Origin of the sequence: Psychromonas sp. (genome assembly GCF_041586535.1) — a bacterium.
GTDB lineage: Bacteria > Pseudomonadota > Gammaproteobacteria > Enterobacterales > Psychromonadaceae > Psychromonas.
The window spans coordinates 1-18,647 of record NZ_JBFGZY010000080.1 but is presented as its reverse complement, the minus strand read 5'-3'; the positions used below and the strand labels follow the sequence as shown (position 1 = coordinate 18,647).

Sequence of the window (18,647 nt, the reverse complement as noted above, 5' to 3'; positions counted from 1 at the left end):
CGATATACATCGTTATCTATGGAATGGTGCGTTATGGTCTCCCAGTTACTTTGCCGGATCATGTGGCGGTGCTGCGCTAGATGCCCTGACGACTTATATCGAGCAACAAAATAGACCTAAGTAACGTTAATCCTTCGCATCAATGATTTTCATCACCGCCATGAATGACGGTGTTTTTCATCTAAATGGATAAAAGTTTATTTACGTTTATTACAACGCAGATAGAAAGTCACTTCAGAGGCTTTCATCGCTTTACTCTGCAGATCCTGACCGACAGGAGAAAATTTATCCGCCACTGCAGGCACCCCACCCGTATTATTACCGAGTGAGTCAGAAACAACCGTCAGACCTAATGATCGCGCCATCAAAAACACTCCATCCTGGATAGCACGATTGACAAAGTCCACATAAACACCTTCGCTAACATGCTGTGACAGTTTAAATTTATCTATTGTTAAGTGTTCGAACAGCCTGAACAGAGGACGCTCTTCGCCGAATTTATCTATGGTCAGTGCAATTCCCATCTTGCTGAGATTGACCAGATTTTCATAAATAACCGGATTGTAATTTTTCAAAGTCATTTCTTCGACAGCAAATTCCAGACATTCCCTTAGACATTTTGTTTCCAGCAGAATAGTCTGCAGATCCGCAATTAAACTCAACTGTGATAACTGCACTTCCGTTAAACTGATAGCAATACGTCCGAAATTAATTTCTGCTTTCTGCCAGGTTACCGCCTGAAGTGCCGCTTTACGGATCATCATAAGGCCGATCGAAACCGCTAAACCGCTATGTTCAGCAATGCTTGTGAAGTTGTCCGAATGCAGCGGACCACGCTGCGGATGATTCCAGCATAATACCGCTTCTACCGCAATAACCTGTCGTTTATTGAGATCATACTGAGGCTGGTAATACAGCTCAAACTGTTCCTCTGCCAACGCCTGTTTTAACTCATCTTCAAATTTGACCTGCTGCCGTGAATGCTGGGTTAATCTTTTGCTGTAAAAATGATAAGCGCAACTGTTGACGGATTGCTTGCTGCCTTTTATTTCCAGTGCCTGAGCAGTCTGTGTATTACTACGCTGCGTTCTCTTATAATAGGACTTTCCACGCTGCATCGCTTTTTCCGCGCTGTTTAATAACGTATCGACATCATTGCCGTCGTCTGGACAGAGAGCAATGCCGATCGTTGCAGAGAGGTGCACAGATAAATCATCAATTTCAAAATTGTGCTCAAATTGCGCGGCAATTTTTTGCGCAACAATCGCGACATCCTGCTCATTGCTCAATTCATCAACAATAAGAACAAATTCATCATCACCGAAACGGGCAACCGTATCTTTGCCAAAAACACAGCTTTTAAAGCGTTGCGCAATCGCCTTTAAAGCCGCATCGCCGATATGATGACCATGCAGCTCATTAACCCGCTTAAAACCATTAATATCCACTAAAAGCACTGCCATCGAGCTCTCGTTATGCTGCGCCCGGGAAATAGCATCCTCCAAGCGGGTAAACAGGGCAATACGATTAAATAGGCCGGTTAACGGATCATGTTTCGCTAAAAACTGTATTTTTTTATCCAGAATTTTGCTTTGATTTAAATCGGTAAAAGAGTAAATCCGGTTAAATACGCCCTTTTCTGTATGTTCAACAACATAAATTTCCAGCCAGGAAAAATGAGTAGTGCCATTTTTAAAACGGTAAGTAATATCCCCGTGCCAGCTGGTATTTGTTTGTAAAGCAGCTTCAATATTGTCACGTTGATTGGTCGCCAGTACACTGATATGCGAACCTATTAACTCCTCTTTTGAAAAGCCGGTGGTAGCACAGCAGGTTTTATTGGCCGCAATAATTATGCCTTTTTCATTGCTAACAAGCAGGTTCTCTTTACTGTTCTCAAATACGGTATCGGCAATTTTCAGGCGTTTCTGCATCCTGCGGTAGGTGGTTATATCCCGCCCTACCGCAATAAGTCCCTGAGCATCGCCTTGTTTATCCAGTAGTGGTACCTTTTTGACTTCCACAAGATGATCTTTACCATCATGATATACTCGGATACCATCACCAATATAAGGCAACTTACTGGTGATCACTTCCCTGTCCTGTGCCTGAGATATTAAAGCCTGCTCGCGGGGGAAAAGCTGCGCATCAGTTTTACCGACTATCTCCTGCTCCGAGTACCCGACAAACTGTTCAAATGCTTGATTGCAGCCCAGATAACGACTTTCTAAATCTTTAAAACAGATCAGATCCGACGATATATCTGCTGTCGTGCGCAGCATCACCCGCTCTTTTTCCAACAAAGATTTTGCCTCATTAATCTCTGTGACATCAAAGATCATACCGATTTGAATTTTACCGTGGGAAACACTTTCTTTACGAAACACGACATCACGTGTCCGGCCGGCGAAATCAGAGATGCTACATTCATAAAAATAGACCTGTTGATCAACAAAGACTTTTTGATCTATCTTGGCTATCTCATCGCGCAGTTCAGCAGGTAATACCTCTGCTGCCGTTTTGCCTATCACTTGCGCTGGTGTCAAACCGAACAGGTGTGAAAAATAACTATTACAGGCTAAAAATCGCCCATCTTTATCTTTAAAGTAAACAGGAAGACTGAGGTAATCTAAGGTTTCCTTTATTTCATCACTGACCAGCCCTTTCATTGCCGCTGATAATTCAGTTGCTTCGGGCCCTTCGGGGGGGATCAGGTAGATTGTTTCTATTAAAGGAAAATCAATGGCAATTTGCTCGGCCAGATCCTCACTGATTGCCAGCTGGCAGATAAAATGGCTATAATTTTTCTCTGCCAGCGCAGCGGGTAGATCATCTGTATTGCTTAAATGAACAACAGAATAACTTGCTTTTGCAGAAGCAATGTCTGATAGGTTAAGCATTGTATTAACAAGCTGAATATTATCTCCAGCATACAAAACGGTTGTAGGGATTACGGGCAAAGATATCACCTCTCGGTGTTAAAGAAGAACTGAGCGGGTTAAAGGTGAAGATTAGCACATATATAAAGCTATAAAAAACCAAACAAAACTAAACAAAGATAAACAAAGATAAAAAAGAGGGGGATATCACTATCCCCCTTTTCTGTTTAGCCTAACTGTTTGCGCACATTTCTGAACATACGCATCCACGGGCTGTCCTCGCGCCACTCGTCCGGATGCCATGAGTTAGCCACGGTTCTGAAGACCCGCTCAGGGTGAGGCATCATGATAGTCACCCGGCCGTCCGTAGACGTTAAGCCGGTAATGCCGTTTGGAGAACCATTCGGGTTAGCCGGATACTGCTCAGTCGTTTCACCGTAGTTATTGACAAAACGCAGTGCCACTGATCCGCTTGCTTCAATGGCAGCAAGATGATCCGCATCTTTAACTTCAACACGCCCTTCCCCGTGAGAAACTGCAATCGGCATCATTGAACCGGCCATCTCATTGAAAAACAGCGAGTTGGTTTTCTGTACTTCAACAAGACTGAAGCGCGCTTCAAAACGTTCTGAATTATTACGCACAAAACGCGGCCATAAGTCAGTACCAGGAATAATCTCATGCAGATTCGACAGCATTTGACAACCATTACACACGCCTAAGGCAAATGAGTTCTGACGTTCGAAGAATGTCTGGAACTGATCCCGAGCCTGGGCATTAAACAGAATAGATTTAGCCCATCCCTCACCGGCGCCCAATACGTCACCGTAAGAGAAACCGCCACAAGCGACTAAACCGGCAAAATCAGCAAGCTGCACATCACCGGATAAAATATCACTCATATGCACATCAATCGCTGAAAAGCCGGCACGATTAAATGCCGCCGCCATCTCCTGCTGCGAGTTCACCCCCTGCTCACGCAGAATAGCCATGCGCGGCAGCACACCGGTGGCAATATAAGGAGCAGCAACATCTTCATTGATATCAAAGGTTAACTTAGCGCTTAAACCGGGATCCTGATTATCCAGTTTTTGCTCAAACTCCTGTTGAGCACACTCGGAGTTATCACGTAACGCCTGCATTTTCAGCGTTGTTTCAGCCCAGATAGCGCGGAACTCGGCGCGCGGCGCTACCAGTACCTCATTGCCGTCACGGGTGAATTCAATTTGATCGCGCTGATTATGTGCACCGATAACCATTGAATTTGACGCTAAACCATGGCCTGCAAGGGTATTTAATACCGCTTCTTTATCTTCGGCACGTACCTGAATAACCGCCCCCAGCTCTTCACTGTAAAGTGCAGCAAAATCATCGCCGCCAAGCTGGTCTAATTTAACACTTACGCCGCAATGGCCGGCAAATGCCATCTCTGCAACTGTGGTGAATAAACCACCATCACTGCGGTCGTGATAAGCCAGTAATTTACGCTCAGCAACCAATGTTTGCATTGCATTAAAGAAACCTTTTAACTGCGACGGGTTGTCAACATCCGGTGTTTTATCACCAAGCTGTTTGTACACCTGTGCCAGTGATGAACCGCCTAAGCGATTCTGACCGCAGCCCAAATCAATCAGAATTAAATCAGAGTCGCCCATGTCGGTACGCAGTTGTGGTGTTACTGTATTACGCACATCACGCACAGCACCAAAAGCGGTAATAATTAATGACAAAGGAGAGATAACCTCTTTATCCTGATCGCCTTCCTGCCAGCGGGTTTTCATCGACATAGAATCTTTACCAACCGGAATAGCCAGTTCCAATTCCGGGCAAAGCTCTTCACCCACTGCTTTTACCGCGGCATATAAACCGGCATCTTCACCCGGGTGTCCTGTTGCTGACATCCAGTTTGCAGAGAGTTTGATGCGTTTAAAGTCGCCGATATCTGAACAGGCTATATTGGTAATTGACTCAGCCACCGCCAAACGCGCCGACGCGGCATAATTAAGCAGGGCAACGGGAGTACGTTCACCCAGCGCCATAGATTCACCAAAGTAGGTATCGTAACTGGCTGCTGTTACCGCACAGTTGGCAACCGGTACCTGCCACGGACCAACCATCTGATCCCGTGCCACCAGACCGGTTACACTGCGGTCACCGATGGTGATTAAGAAGGTTTTTTCTGCAATCGAAGGCAGGCGCAATAAACGTTCCGCCGCATCTTTCACACTGGCACCGGAGAGATCCAACGCTTTACCCTGTGCAGTTTGTGATTTAACGTCACGATGCATTTTAGGCGCTTTGCCTAATAATACTTCCAACGGCATATCGATAGGGTTGTTATCGAACTCCGAGTCATGCAGGGTAAGCTGCATCTCTTCTGTCGCTTCACCAATTACCGCATATTGAGCACGTTCACGCTTACAGATAGCTTCAAATGCCGGCAGGTTTTCAGGTTTAACCGCTAATACATAACGTTCCTGAGACTCATTACACCAGATTTCATGCGGTGCCATGCTTTTTTCATCATTAGGAATAGCACGCAGATCAAATTTACCGCCGCGCCCGCCATCATTGACCAGTTCAGGCATGGCATTGGAAAGGCCACCTGCGCCCACATCATGGATAAACTGAATAGGGTTGTCTTCGCCCATCTGCCAGCAACGGTCGATAACTTCCTGACAACGGCGTTCCATTTCCGGGTTTTCACGTTGTACAGAAGCAAAATCCAAGGCTTCAGAAGAAGCGCCGGAATCCATTGAAGAGGCAGCACCACCGCCCAGACCGATATTCATCGCCGGACCGCCGAGCACGATTAATTTAGCACCAACCGGAATATCTTTTTTCTCAACATGGCTGCGGCGGATATTACCCAGACCACCGGCAAGCATGATTGGTTTATGGTAGCCGCGAATTTCCAAACCGTTATGACTCTCGACCTGCTCTTCGTAGGTACGGAAATAACCAAGGATGTTGGGACGCCCAAATTCATTATTAAATGCGGCACCACCTAATGGCGCTTCGAGCATAATATCAAGAGCTGAATCAATACGGGCAGGTTTACCAAAATCAGTTTCCCAAGGTTGTTCGAACGTCGGGATACGCAGGTTGGAGACGGAGAAACCAACTAAACCCGCTTTGGGTTTAGAACCGATACCGGTTGCGCCCTCATCACGGATCTCACCGCCTGAGCCTGTTGCCGCGCCGGGAAATGGTGAGATGGCCGTCGGGTGGTTATGGGTTTCAACTTTCATCAGAATATCGATATCTTCATGGTGATAACCATATTCGCGGTCATCAACACTCGGGAAGAAACGCCCTGCTTTTTCGCCAACCATTACTGCAGCGTTATCTTTATAGGCAGATAAAACAAAGTCAGGCATTTTTTCATGGGTATTTCGAATCATTTTGAACAGTGATTTCGGCTGTTTTTCGCCGTCAATCGTCCAATCCGCATTAAAGATTTTATGGCGGCAATGTTCTGAGTTTGCCTGGGCAAACATCATTAACTCTATATCATTCGGGTTGCGGCCCAGTTTGATAAAGTTTTCAACCAGATAATCTATTTCATCATCGGCTAATGCCAGACCTAAGGTTTTATTGGCAACTTCAAGGGCAGCGCGACCTCCGCCTAAGACATCAATACTGCTCATCTGGCCTGGAGAGCCGTGTACAAACAGTTTCTGTGCATCTTCAAGTGAAGTGAAGACCACTTCCATCATACGATCATGTAATAAGCCCGATAAAGCTTGGTACTGTTCGTCTGTTAGAGGCGCAGTGGTTTCAACGTAATAAGCAATACCACGCTCTAAACGCTGTACTTTTGTTAATCCGCAGTTGACGGCGATGTTGGTCGCTTTTGATGACCATGGTGAAATGGTGCCCGGACGAGGCGTAACAAACAGTAAGGTCCCCACCGGCTCATGCTCGGCAATTTTAGGCCCGTAAGTTAATAGTTTTTGCAGTACAACTAGCTCTTGGTCATTTAAAGTCTCAGTTAAATCTGCTGCATGCATATATTCCGCATATATCTCTTTTACAGGTAGATTTAATGCCTCACAGTTTTTTAATAACTGATTAACACGAAATGTCGATAAGGCAGGAGCCCCACGCAAAATTTCCATAGGTAATTTCTCTCATAGGATAAATAAATGAACTTGGGTTACGCCAATCACATAGAAAAGTTGTTCCGCTCGGGTTTCTCTGTGCTGCTGAGTTGCCTGAACATCTTGACCTATTTGATATAATTGGTATTCGCGCAGTATTATATGCAAAAAGCATTTTTTATTAAATAAAAACCCTCTATAGTCGAGGTTAATTTATATTTAATAATGTTAAATTCGCAAAATCATGATGAATATCCATACAATTTCACCCAAAAAAGTTGATAAAGATATAAATATGCCCTGTAAATCATCCAAGCACCCTATAACCTGGCTTTTTGTCAGTTTTGCCTTTTTATTACTGACCGCTTGCGACTCTTTTTCACCCGCCACCCGCCTGGAGAAAATTCAAAATCGTGGTGAAATTAGAATGGGTACCATTAATGACACCCTGACGTACAGCTATGACGGCAGCGTTCGCAGTGGTGTTGACTATGAACTTGGTAAACAGTTCGCCGATCAACTGCAGGTCAAATTAACTGTCAATGTGTACCCGAGTTATGAAGCGCTATTTCGCGCATTAGATAATGACAAGGTAGATTTTCTCGGAGCCGGATTAACACTAACGCCCAAAAGAGCACAAAAATACCGCAGTTCTCCTCCCTATTATTATGTTTCCCAAAAAGTGGTTTATCACAAGGGAACCTACCGCCCGCGCAAGGTGGAAGATATTAATGCACCGGTCAGCGTACTCAAGAACAGCAGTCATCAGGAAACATTAGAAAACTTATTAGAGGAGAAGCATGACCTCGATATTGATGTTTTAGAAAACGAAGATCCGGAGACATTATTACGCAAAGTCGCGGAAAAAGAGATCACTTTTGCGATTGTTGACAGCTCAACACTGGCACACAAGCAGCGTTATTACCCGGTATTGACCGAAGCATTTACAATCACCGAAGAACAACCGGTTTCCTGGTTATTAAAACGCCTTCAGGATGATACGCTTTATGCCGCTGTGATTGAGTTTATGGGTAACAGATATGCAGATCAAAGCATCGCCAAGCTTGAAGAGAAATATTTTGGCCATGTAGGACGTTTTGATTTTGTTGATACCAAAATATTTTTACAACGCAATAAAAGCACCCTGCCAAAATTTGAAAAATTATTTAAAAAGCATGCCACAGCTGAAGTTGACTGGTTATTACTGGCGGCTGTCAGCTATCAGGAATCACACTGGAACCCGAAGGCCAAATCCCCCACCGGTGTCCGCGGCATGATGATGTTAACTCAGGATACCGCTGATCATATTGGTATCGCAGACAGGTTAGATCCCGAGCAAAGTATAAAAGGTGGCGCTAACTATTTGACTCAACTCATAAAGCGTCTGCCCGATAGTATTCCTGATGATGAAAAGATCTGGTTTGCTCTGGCCAGTTATAATCTTGGCTTCGGCCACCTGATGGACGCCAGACGAATTACCAGCATGCGCAAACTGGATCCCGATGCATGGTCCGATGTAAAGGAGAACTTACCCCTGCTGCATGAGAAAAAATGGTATAGCAAAACCCGATATGGTTACGCGCGGGGTCGGGAAGCGCAACAATATGTAAATAATATTCGCCAATACCTTAAGACATTAAGCTGGTTTGTGGCGGAGAGAACAAAACAACAGGAAGCGCAAAGGCTCGCCCAAGCCGCTAAAGCTAAGCGGGATGCGGAGCTAAAAGCGACCCTGGCAGCACAGGAAGCGCTACAAAGCCCGCAAAGCCCGCAAAGCAATGCAGCAAAAATGATTGCAGAGGAGATCGCAAAGCCCCTTGAGCAGTAATTTTATAAGCAGATAACGGTTTTGATATTAATTTTTTTTCTCAATGGTCACGGTAATCTGTTTACTGTTACCTGCAAACCATTTTTGAATGTACAAAGAGCCGACCACCGGGGCTTGTCCCTCTTCAGGAACTTCCTTGTAGCGAACACTGTTTTTAGTTTCTTTTTCGTAGACAAAATTTACTTTTTTATTGGACATATTTAACCTGCTTAGCTGTTCAAGGAGAGATAAAGAGATCAATTAACAGCGGTTTTTTGCGCTTTTTTCTCCAGCCGGCGGCGTTTGAAAAAAGCACTTATTTTGGCAGCGCATTGTTCCGCCAGAATGCCGCTGCTCACCTCTAACTGATGATTGAGCTGCGTGCTCTGTACCAGATTAAAGACCGAGCCTGCCGCGCCGGTTTTATAATCTCCCGCACCGTAAACAAGGCGTTTAATACGCGCATGCACTAATGCCCCCGCACACATGGCGCAGGGCTCTAAAGTGACATATAAAGTGCAGTCAATTAAGCGGTAGTTTTGGATTTTTTGCCCGGCGTCCTGTATCGCCATAATCTCTGCATGGGCGCAGGCATCGTGGTTAATGATGGATAAATTCCAGCCTTCTGCAATTATTTTATTGTCTTTTACAATAACGGCACCAACCGGAATTTCCCCCATGGACTCCGCCTTGTCAGCCAGAGATAAGGCATAGGTCATCCATTTTTCATCCTCACCCTGCTGTCGGGTAAGATCATTATTATCAGACATTATAAAACCAGTGAATAATAGAAGCGGCTTAAAGCATCACCGTAAACCAGAAAAACCCAACCGGCAATAGCGAGATAGGGGCCGAAGGGCATTGGCCGGCTCTTTTTATCGTCGGAAACTAAAATAATGGCAATGCCGATAATTGCCCCGGCAAAAGAAGAAAGTATTATAATAAGCGGCAGAGCCTGCCAGCCGAACCATGCTCCCAAAGCGGCTAACAATTTAAAGTCACCATAACCCATTCCCTCTTTACCGGTAAGCAGTTTAAAAACCCAATAAATAGACCAAAGCGTTAAATAACCAAAGGTGGCACCTAATACCGCGCTGTTTAAATCGGTAAAAGTACCTGACACATTAATTAATAAACCTAACCACAATAGCGGTAAGGTCAGTTGATCCGGTAATAACATCGTATCAAAATCAATAAAAGTCAGGCTGATCAATACCCAGGTCAATAATAACGCAAACAACAATGGCCAGCCGAAGGGAACGACGTAAGCCACGACCAAAGAGAGCAATGCAGTCAATAATTCGATACCAGGATAACGTATGCTGATTTTGCAGGCACAGTGTTTACAGCGGCCTTTTTGAAATAACCAGCTGATTACCGGAATATTCTCACTTGAACCGATCAAATGATTGCAGCTCGGACAACGGGAGCGGGGTAAAAAAAGATTAAACCTGTCCCGTTCAACTTTAATGTTGGCATCAGGAAAAGAATCGGCACATTCGGCCTGCCACTCGCGTATCATCATTACCGGCAAACGGTAGATCACCACATTTAAAAATGAGCCGATCAGCAAACCAAGAATGGTCACTACCCCATAGATGTAGTGGGGTGTCTGCTCGAATAATATTATCAGGTCGTGCATAATTGTTCCTACTATCGGTTATAATTATTCCGCAACTACCGGGCAAATTTCATCATCGCTAAAAAAGTAGGCAATTTCCCGTGCAGCTGAAACCGGACTATCTGAACCATGCACCGCATTGAAACGGGTAGACTCGGCAAAATCAGCACGAATAGTACCGGGAGCGGCCTCGCTTGGATCTGTTTTTCCAATCGTTTCGCGGTAGAGGCTTATCGCATTTTCAGCCTGCAGAACCTGTACGACGATCGGACCGGAAGTCATAAACTCGATTAGCGATGGATAGAACTCTTTACCTTCGTGTTCAGCATAAAAACCTGCTGCTTGCTCGCTGCTTAAGTGCAGCATTTTGATCGCAACAGGCTGTAAACCTGCTTGTTCAAAACGGCTTAAAATTGTACCTATAAGGTGCTTACGCACAGCATCGGGTTTGATGATTGAAAGTGTTCTTTCTAGTGGCATAATAGGAACTTCCATGTTGATGAATAGAAACTCTAATATACCCCACATAACTCTCCAGCATCAATAAGAAGATGAGCAGATGAAAGACAACCTCACATTTCTCCCGACGGGTGCTGTTGCCAAGGTTTATTTACCTATCTTGCTTGTTTTGCTCGGAATAATCGTCATTTTTCCCAGATCGCCTCAATATTTAACGGTTGTTGATAACAACAGAGACACTTATAGACAAACCTGCCCGGAATTAGCAACGATCACAGCTCACGTACCATCAGAGCAGAAGCTGCCCTTGCCTTTTACCCTGCTGAACTGGAATATCTACAAGCAGAAAAGGCAGAGCTGGCAGGAAGAACTGCAAAAACTCACCCTAAAATCGGATTTATTAACCCTGCAGGAGATTAAATATTCTCCGGAATTTATCGATTTCAGCCGGCTCAATAGACTGTTTTATCTGCAGAATAACGCCTTTAAATATCAAGGCGATGTATACGGGGTGAATACCCTGAGTAAAGTTTCAGCCAGTTACGTATGCGGAACACGTTATAGTGAACCCTGGGTGATTATTCCAAAAACGGGATTAGCCACTGCCTACCCTATCGGTAAACAGGGGCAATCCTTATTGCTTATCAATATTCACGGGGTGAATTTTACCTTTACTGCTACGCCCCTGAAAGAGCAGATGCAACCCTACTTAACCCTGATCGAATCTCATAGCGGACCGGTTATCTTCAGCGGTGACTTTAACACCTGGTCTTCAGTCCGCCTTGAAGAGGTTGCACAAACATTTCAACAGGCAGGTTTCCAGGAAGCATTATTTGAAAACGATCAGCGTACTAATATTTTTGGCCTGCCCTTAGATCATATCTATTATCGCGGCCTGCAGATTATAAAAAGCGAAAGCTGGAAGACAGAGGCATCGGATCATACTCCTCAGCGTGTCACCTTTACCCTTAAAGAGGAACCGCATTAGCAGATTACTTTTCTAACGATAAAGAGAGCAATGGGAATATAGTGTATGTTCGGGAGTTTGTACTTTGGGGAATTAATTCGATATTAATAGGAATTTGCAGCCTTTCCTTGGATAAAAAGGCGAGACTAAAAACAGCTCATAACCCCGGCTCTTAATTGGCAAGGTCGCGCTCTATCAAGGGTAATTTTTACTTTAGGGATTTAATATAGATATTAGGGGAAATTTGGAGCGGTACACGAGACTCGAACTCGTGACCCCGACCTTGGCAAGGTCGTGCTCTACCAACTGAGCTAGTACCGCTTCATATTTTTAAATAAGACAAAATTCTTCAGAATAACTTGGAGCGCTAGACGAGACTAAAAAACAGCTCATGCCCCCGGCTCTTATTGTCAAGGTCGTGCTCAATATATTGAACACCTATCACTTCAAAATTGGAGCGGTACACGAGACTCGAACTCGTGACCCCGACCTTGGCAAGGTCGTGCTCTACCAACTGAGCTAGTACCGCTTCATATTTTTAAATAAGATAAAATTCTTCAGAATAATTTGGAGCGGTACACGAGACTCGAACTCGTGACCCCGACCTTGGCAAGGTCGTGCTCTACCAACTGAGCTAGTACCGCTTCATATTTGTGTTGCTGAAGTTATCACGAGCAAACTCGCAACTCCGTTCATGCTTGCCAAGGTTAACCTCAACTCACTGAACAACTACCGCATCACATCTTATTTCATAAGAAACTTACCTGACACGTTGGATGATGCCTGTCTCTTATGAGGTGCGCATTATAAATAGGGGGTAAATGAATGCAAGCTTTTTTTTACTAAATTACCTTAATCTATACGTGGTTGTCGGGTTTTTGAGCAGACAGGTGATTAGTCTGCTCAAAAAACAAACTTTAGAATTTAAAAAACTGTTTTTGATAATGCTGTAGCTCAGAAATTGATTCTTTAATATCCTGCAGCGCCGTGTGGCTGCCGATTTTTTTATGTGCATCAACCATCTCTGGAGCCCAACGGCGACCCAGCTCTTTAACGGTGCTGACATCAATATTTCGATAATGAAAATAGGCTTCTAAATTCGGCATATGACGCACTAAAAAGCGCCTGTCCTGGCCAATACTGTTACCGCATAATGGCGCTGCGCCCGCCGGTACCCACTCTTTTAAGAAATCCAGTGTCGCCTGTTCAGCCTGTTCACAGCTAATTTTACTCGCTTTAACCTTAGCCGTTAAACCCGATTTACCATGCTGTTCGGTACACCACTCATCCATCGCGTCCAGTGCTTCGTTACTCTGGTGAATGACAAGCTCAGGCCCTTCAGCAAGAATATTTAAATCGCTGTCAGTAACAATAGTAGCAATCTCTATTATCTTGTCCGTATCCGGATTAAGACCCGTCATCTCCAGATCAATCCATACCAGGTTATTTTTATTCATATTTATTGTGATCCTTTTCTGTGCAGGGAGCCGCATTTGTAAAATAATATAGTATGATACGGTATTAATAACAGCAGTGATAGCTAAGGAAACCTGTGACCAAGAAGAAACGACTCAGTAAAAATCAAGTTCGCCGCGTGCAAAGCAATCAGAAAAAGCGTCTCAATAAAGAGGACACTAAGCAGTGGGATGAATCTGAACTTGGCCCGCAACTGCAGGGCATTGTTATCAGTCGTTTTGGTCAGCATGCCGACGTTGAAGATGAAAACGGTAAAATCGAGCGTTGTAATTTACGTCGCGGCGTGAAATCGCTGGTAACTGGTGACCGGGTTGTATGGCGGGCCGGTAATCAGGCCCATCACGGTATCAGCGGAGTGATTGAAGCAGTACACCCGCGCACCACTGTGTTAACTCGACCCGATTATTATGACGGCATTAAACCCATTGCGGCGAATATAGATCACATCATTATTGTCAGCTCCATTGCTCCTGAATTTTCCCGCAATATTATTGATCGTTATCTGGTCGCCTGTGAGGATATCGGTATCACCCCGATTATTGTTTTAAATAAAAGTGATTTACTGGATGAGCAATCGGCAAAACAGATGGAGCAGGAGTTACAAAGTTACCGGGATATCGGCTACCAGGTTTTATACAGCTCCAAGCACGGAGACGGTTTATCCGCTTTAAAAAGTGTTATGAAAGATAAAATCAATATTTTTGTCGGTCAATCCGGGGTCGGTAAAACCTCCTTAGTGAATATGCTATTACCTGAAACACAAGCCGCTACCGGAGAGATTTCAGAAACTTCAGGACTAGGTAAACACACCACTACCACCGCCCGTCTTTACCATTTTGCAGAGGGAGGCGATCTGATTGACAGTCCGGGAATTCGTGAATTTTCATTATGGCACCTTGAGCCGGAGCGTATTGCTTCAGGCTTTATAGAGTTCCGTCCCTTTTTAGGGCAATGCCGCTTCCGGGACTGCAAACATCAGATAGATCCGGGTTGTGCTCTGGTAGCCGCTGTAGCAGAAGGAAGAATAGATGCCGCCCGCTATCAAAGCTTCCTGCGTATTTTAGAAACTATGGACGACGCCAAGAACGCCCGTCATCGCGACCCGAACACTTATCAATAACAGTGCCTTTTATCTTTATAGGTGTAGCCGAGCTACCTCAAGATGCAAGAATTGTATCTGGAAGTAGTTTGGGTATATATTGCAGCATACAAATTAATAAAAAGAGAATATCATGATTGATCAGCTTAAAATTATTGGACAATACCTGCTAGCCAAGCACCTGCTTTCCCGTCTGGTCGGTAAATTAGCGGCCGCCAGAGCGGGTAAATTAACCACCTTTTTAATAAAAAAATTCATTAAAAAATTCAATGTTGATATGAGCGAAGCAAAGCACTCCGCGGCCACTGATTTTAAAACATTTAATGATTTTTTTACCCGTGAACTAAAACCGGGCATTCGCCCGATTATCGAAGGTGAGAATAGTCTTGCCCTGCCTGTTGATGGTTGTATCAGTCAGATCGGTGCTATTAAAGAGGGACGGATTTTTCAGGCTAAAGGGCATGATTTCAGCTTACGGGAGCTGTTAGGCGGGCGTGATGATATTGCCGCTCCCTTTGATGAAGGTTTATTTTCTACCATTTATTTAGCACCTAAAGATTACCATCGTATCCATATGCCCATTACAGGTAAACTGGAACAGTTGATTTTTATTCCCGGCGATCTCTTCTCGGTCAACCCGTTAACCGCGCAAAATGTGCCCAATTTATTTGCCCGTAATGAGCGTGCTGTGGCTATTTTTTCCACCGCTGTCGGCCCGATGGCAATGGTATTAGTCGGCGCAACCATTGTTGCCAGCATCGAAACGGTATGGGCTGGCACTATCGCACCGGCTAAAAACAAAGAGATTCAATATTGGGATTACCGGGGGCAGGATATTACTCTGGAAAAAGGCGCGGAAATGGGACGCTTCAAATTAGGCAGTACCGTTGTTGCACTTTTCCCTAAAGGTAGCATCAGCTTCTCAGAATCGCTGCAGGCAGAGACAGTGACACGCCTCGGTGAGCTGTTTGCCACCACCAATACCAGCGCAGAAAAATAGGAAGTTTAGATCAGCATGCCCCACTTATCAGCAGCACAATACTTAAAAAAAATCTTACTTGCACCTGTCTATGAAGCGGCCATTGAGACGCGACTGCAGCCCCTTAATAAACTGTCCAAACGTTTGCATAACCATGTATTGTTAAAACGGGAAGATTTACAGCAGGTACACTCCTTTAAATTGCGTGGTGCCTATAACAAATTAGTGAATTTAACTGAGCAGCAGAAAAAACAGGGTGTTATTGCCGCTTCAGCAGGTAATCATGCGCAGGGGTTGGCCCTGTCAGCGCAATTGATGGGACTGCAAGCAACGATTGTGATGCCCAGCACCACCCCAGATATTAAGGTTAATTCTGTACGCGCCTTGGGCGCGACAGCGGTTTTATTTGGTGACAGTTTTGACAGCGCCAGTAAGCATTGCCAGCAGTTAGCAAAAACCCATGGTTATACCATTATTCCCCCCTTTGATGATCCCGATGTGATCGCCGGCCAGGGTACCATTGCCAAAGAGTTACTCCAGCAGGATGCGCATCTGGATAAAATATTTGTGCCGGTCGGAGGCGGCGGATTAGCCGCCGGTATCGCGGTATATATCAAACAGCTGTTGCCTGAGATAAAAATTATCGCGGTGGAGCCGGAAGATGCGGCCTGTTTAAAAGCCGCGCTGCAAGCCGGACATCCGGTCAGCCTGGAAAAAGTCGGATTATTTGCCGATGGTGTGGCAGTCAAAACAATCGGCAGCGAAACATTTCGCCTGTGCCAGCAGTATATTGATGATGTGGTCACCGTTAATAGTGACGAAATATGTGCAGCCATTAAAGATATCTTTGAGGATACACGCGCCATTTCAGAGCCTGCAGGTGCCCTTTCACTGGCCGGCTTAAAAAAATATAGCCACCAGCATGATCTGCACAATGAGCGTTTGGCGGCAATTTTGAGCGGTGCGAATGTTAACTTTCACAGCCTTCGTTATGTCTCAGAGCGCTGCGAGCTGGGCGAACAGAAAGAGAGTATCCTCGCTGTTACCATTCCTGAAAAACAGGGTTCATTTTTAAACTTCTGTAATGAATTAGATGGCCGTGCTATTACCGAGTTTAATTACCGTTTTAACTCGCGCAAAGAAGCCAATATCTTTGTCGGCGTCAGAACACCTCAAGGTGCTGATGAACTGGCACTGTTAACCGCAAAATTAACCTCGGCGGGATACTCGGTCGCGGATTTGAGTCACGATGAAATGGCCAAGTTACATGTGCGTTACATGGTCGGCGGTGCACCTATCAATAATTTAAAAGAACGCTTATACAGCTTTGCCTTCCCGGAACACCCCAATGCATTGATTAAATTCTTAAACATGCTCGGCACTCACGCAAATATTACGCTGTTCCATTATCGCAATCATGGCGCCGCCTACGGGCAGGTATTAGCCGGTTTTGAACTGGATGATAACGAGGTTGAAGGGTTCACTACCTATTTAGATGCGCTGGGTTACCGCTACAAGGATGAAAGCAATAACCAGGCATATCGTTTCTTTTTATCTCAAACCGATTAACCAGCAGGGATCTGCTTATATGCTGCCGACAATACGTATTAAAAAACTTTTCCGCCGCTTATCTCAGCACATGACATGGCCCGCCATGTTCTTTCTGCTGGCTGCACAAACCGGTATTACTTACCTGCTGTTCAGTATGGCAGAAGAGAGCGAGTTAACCCGGCAGCCGCTGCAGTTTTTGTACTACAACATGGTGGTGATATCAACGGTCGGTTTTGGTGACTTCAGTCCGACCTCAGAGTTAGGCAAACTCATCGTCTCCTTTTGGCAGATCCCCTCAGGGCTGATCGTTTTTGCTTCTTTTATCGGTAAAGTAACTCAACTATTTATAGACATAGCGAGAAAAAATATGAACGGTACTAATGACTTCTCCCATTATCAGGATCACATCTTATTGTTGGGCTGGGATCCCTATTCGACTAAGCAGATAATAGATCTGATTCTGGGAGATAAAAAACGTCAGAAGCGCCAGATACTACTCTGTGTTACCGATGATATGGTCAACCCTTTTCCGGATAATATTGATGTTTCCTTTATCCGCGTGCGGGCTTTTTCCGATACCAAAGAACTGCACCGCATCGCCTTAAGCAAAGCTAAACGTATTATCATTGACGGAAAGTCCGATGATGAATCCTTATCCGTTGCGCTGAGTATTGCCACCTATGCCAGCCAGGACGCTAACATATCCGTGCACTTTTTTGATAAGACCAAAGCCCAGCTATTAAAAATACATTGTCCGCAAATTGAATGCAGTATTGACAGCAGTGCACAGATGATGGTGCGCAGCATGCAGGATCCCGGCTCCAGCCAGGTCACCGAGCATCTGTTATCTACCTTAAGCGGGGCTACCTTATACAGCCTGCAGGCTCCCACATTCACAAAGCCGATACAGTTTGGTTTATTATTCAGCACCTTAAAACAACAGTACTCGCTGATTTTAATTGCTATCAGCCATTATAAAAACGGTGACGATATGCAGCTCAATCCGGACTCGCAAGCCCTGGTAAACAGCGGCGATTATCTGCATTATATTGCCAATGAGCGGATTGATGCACAGGATATAGACTGGGAATCGGTTGCAGCAGATCAGGCAGATTGATGATTGACAGTGAAAGTCATCTCCCTATAATCAAACCTCTTTATGTGCATTGCTGTATAACAGCAGGCTTAAATGGGAAGCATGTACTCGCCAAGTGCGGGCAATAAGCATGCACTGCCCCCGCAACTGTGAATGTTGTTTAATAATAAACAACAATAGTCAGATACCAGCATAAAGCGCGTCACTATCCACTAAGCGGGTCGGCTTATCTGGTAATTTCGTAATGGTGGCGAGCCAAAGAAACTCTTTGTTGCTCAGCAATATGCAAGGCCACCGCCTTTCTGAAAACGTCGAACAGCAAACTTTCTTATTAACCTCAACTCTGGATAATGGAATCGAAATTCCTTTTAATATCAACACATTAAATATTTTCATTATACAGTGCTGTAAGTTTTGTGTAGTTCAAGGCAAATCATCGAAGCAATAGCTGGCTATTGGGAGATGATTTAATACCAATTCCGATAATTAGATGATCTATTTAGGCGTAGAAAAAATGGATGAAAGCAAGGCATTGATTGCAGTAACTAGTTGTTCTAATTACAAAATCAATAACAAAGACTAAAACGTAGTTTTATGTCTAGCTAGCATT

14 protein-coding genes, 3 tRNA genes and 1 riboswitch are annotated in these 18,647 nt (G+C 44.7%); of the genes, 7 read left to right on the top strand and 10 right to left on the bottom strand.

Features of this window, described 5'->3' with window-relative positions; translation table 11 throughout:
• The coding region (locus ABZA00_RS10245) for a transposase (protein ID WP_372882069.1) at positions 1-124 on the top strand (124 nt) is incomplete at its 5' end.
• A 73-nt stretch (positions 125-197) separates the two neighbouring features.
• Here ABZA00_RS10245 and ABZA00_RS10240 read toward each other — a convergent pair.
• Entirely contained in the window at positions 198-2,969 is a 2,772-nt protein-coding gene (locus tag ABZA00_RS10240) for a diguanylate cyclase domain-containing protein (RefSeq protein ID WP_372882067.1), read from the bottom strand.
• Between the two features lie 137 nt (positions 2,970-3,106).
• Positions 3,107-7,000 (bottom strand): phosphoribosylformylglycinamidine synthase, encoded by a 3,894-nt coding sequence (purL, locus tag ABZA00_RS10235; protein WP_372882066.1) that lies wholly within the window; start codon positions 6,998-7,000, stop codon positions 3,107-3,109.
• A 277-nt stretch (positions 7,001-7,277) separates the two neighbouring features.
• Between purL and mltF the strand changes: the two genes are divergently transcribed.
• Entirely contained in the window at positions 7,278-8,810 is a 1,533-nt protein-coding gene (gene mltF, locus ABZA00_RS10230) for a membrane-bound lytic murein transglycosylase MltF (protein WP_372882065.1), read from the top strand.
• Between the two features lie 27 nt (positions 8,811-8,837).
• Here mltF and ABZA00_RS10225 read toward each other — a convergent pair whose 3' ends face one another.
• The 4 genes from ABZA00_RS10225 to ndk are packed head-to-tail and all read right to left on the bottom strand — an operon-like array spanning position 8,838 to position 10,890.
• Complete coding sequence (locus ABZA00_RS10225) at positions 8,838-9,008, bottom strand: hypothetical protein (RefSeq protein WP_372882064.1); 171 nt, start codon at positions 9,006-9,008, stop codon at positions 8,838-8,840.
• Positions 9,009-9,046: 38 nt separating this feature from the next.
• Positions 9,047-9,559, bottom strand: coding sequence for a tRNA adenosine(34) deaminase TadA (gene tadA, locus ABZA00_RS10220; protein WP_372882063.1), 513 nt, complete (start codon positions 9,557-9,559; stop codon positions 9,047-9,049).
• Positions 9,559-10,431, bottom strand: a complete 873-nt coding sequence (locus tag ABZA00_RS10215; RefSeq protein ID WP_372882062.1) for an A24 family peptidase — start codon at positions 10,429-10,431, stop codon at positions 9,559-9,561. The genes tadA and ABZA00_RS10215 overlap by 1 nt, the downstream gene beginning before the upstream one ends.
• A 24-nt stretch (positions 10,432-10,455) precedes the next feature.
• On the bottom strand, positions 10,456-10,890 hold the full coding sequence (ndk, locus tag ABZA00_RS10210; protein WP_372882061.1) for a nucleoside-diphosphate kinase: 435 nt from the start codon (positions 10,888-10,890) through the stop codon (positions 10,456-10,458).
• A gap of 79 nt (positions 10,891-10,969) precedes the next feature.
• Here ndk and ABZA00_RS10205 point away from each other — a divergent pair, with 79 nt between their 5' ends.
• Positions 10,970-11,857 (top strand): endonuclease/exonuclease/phosphatase family protein, encoded by an 888-nt coding sequence (locus tag ABZA00_RS10205; protein ID WP_372882060.1) that lies wholly within the window; start codon positions 10,970-10,972, stop codon positions 11,855-11,857.
• 224 nt (positions 11,858-12,081) lie between these two features.
• On the opposite strand, the gene ABZA00_RS10200 is transcribed toward ABZA00_RS10205, so the two are convergent.
• From ABZA00_RS10200 to orn, 4 genes are all read right to left on the bottom strand, one after another.
• A tRNA-Gly gene (locus ABZA00_RS10200) sits at positions 12,082-12,157 on the bottom strand.
• 132 nt (positions 12,158-12,289) lie between these two features.
• Positions 12,290-12,365 (bottom strand) — tRNA-Gly (locus ABZA00_RS10195).
• 39 nt (positions 12,366-12,404) lie between these two features.
• Positions 12,405-12,480 (bottom strand) — tRNA-Gly (locus tag ABZA00_RS10190).
• A gap of 273 nt (positions 12,481-12,753) precedes the next feature.
• The gene (orn, locus tag ABZA00_RS10185) at positions 12,754-13,299 is read right to left on the bottom strand and encodes an oligoribonuclease (RefSeq protein ID WP_372882068.1); all 546 of its coding nucleotides are present in this window, start codon (positions 13,297-13,299) and stop codon (positions 12,754-12,756) included.
• An 89-nt stretch (positions 13,300-13,388) separates the two neighbouring features.
• Here orn and rsgA point away from each other — a divergent pair, with 89 nt between their 5' ends.
• The 4 genes from rsgA to ABZA00_RS10165 all read left to right on the top strand — a co-directional run bounded on the left by rsgA (position 13,389) and on the right by ABZA00_RS10165 (position 18,058).
• Positions 13,389-14,432 (top strand): small ribosomal subunit biogenesis GTPase RsgA, encoded by a 1,044-nt coding sequence (gene rsgA / locus ABZA00_RS10180; RefSeq protein WP_372882059.1) that lies wholly within the window; start codon positions 13,389-13,391, stop codon positions 14,430-14,432.
• Between the two features lie 112 nt (positions 14,433-14,544).
• Positions 14,545-15,411, top strand: coding sequence for an archaetidylserine decarboxylase (asd, locus tag ABZA00_RS10175; protein WP_372882058.1), 867 nt, complete (start codon positions 14,545-14,547; stop codon positions 15,409-15,411).
• Positions 15,412-15,426: 15 nt separating this feature from the next.
• The gene (ilvA, locus tag ABZA00_RS10170) at positions 15,427-16,959 is read left to right on the top strand and encodes a threonine ammonia-lyase, biosynthetic (protein WP_372882057.1); all 1,533 of its coding nucleotides are present in this window, start codon (positions 15,427-15,429) and stop codon (positions 16,957-16,959) included.
• 19 nt (positions 16,960-16,978) lie between these two features.
• Entirely contained in the window at positions 16,979-18,058 is a 1,080-nt protein-coding gene (locus ABZA00_RS10165) for a potassium channel family protein (protein WP_372882056.1), read from the top strand.
• A 25-nt stretch (positions 18,059-18,083) separates the two neighbouring features.
• Positions 18,084-18,248, top strand: a riboswitch (cobalamin riboswitch).
• Positions 18,249-18,647 lie beyond the last annotated feature (399 nt).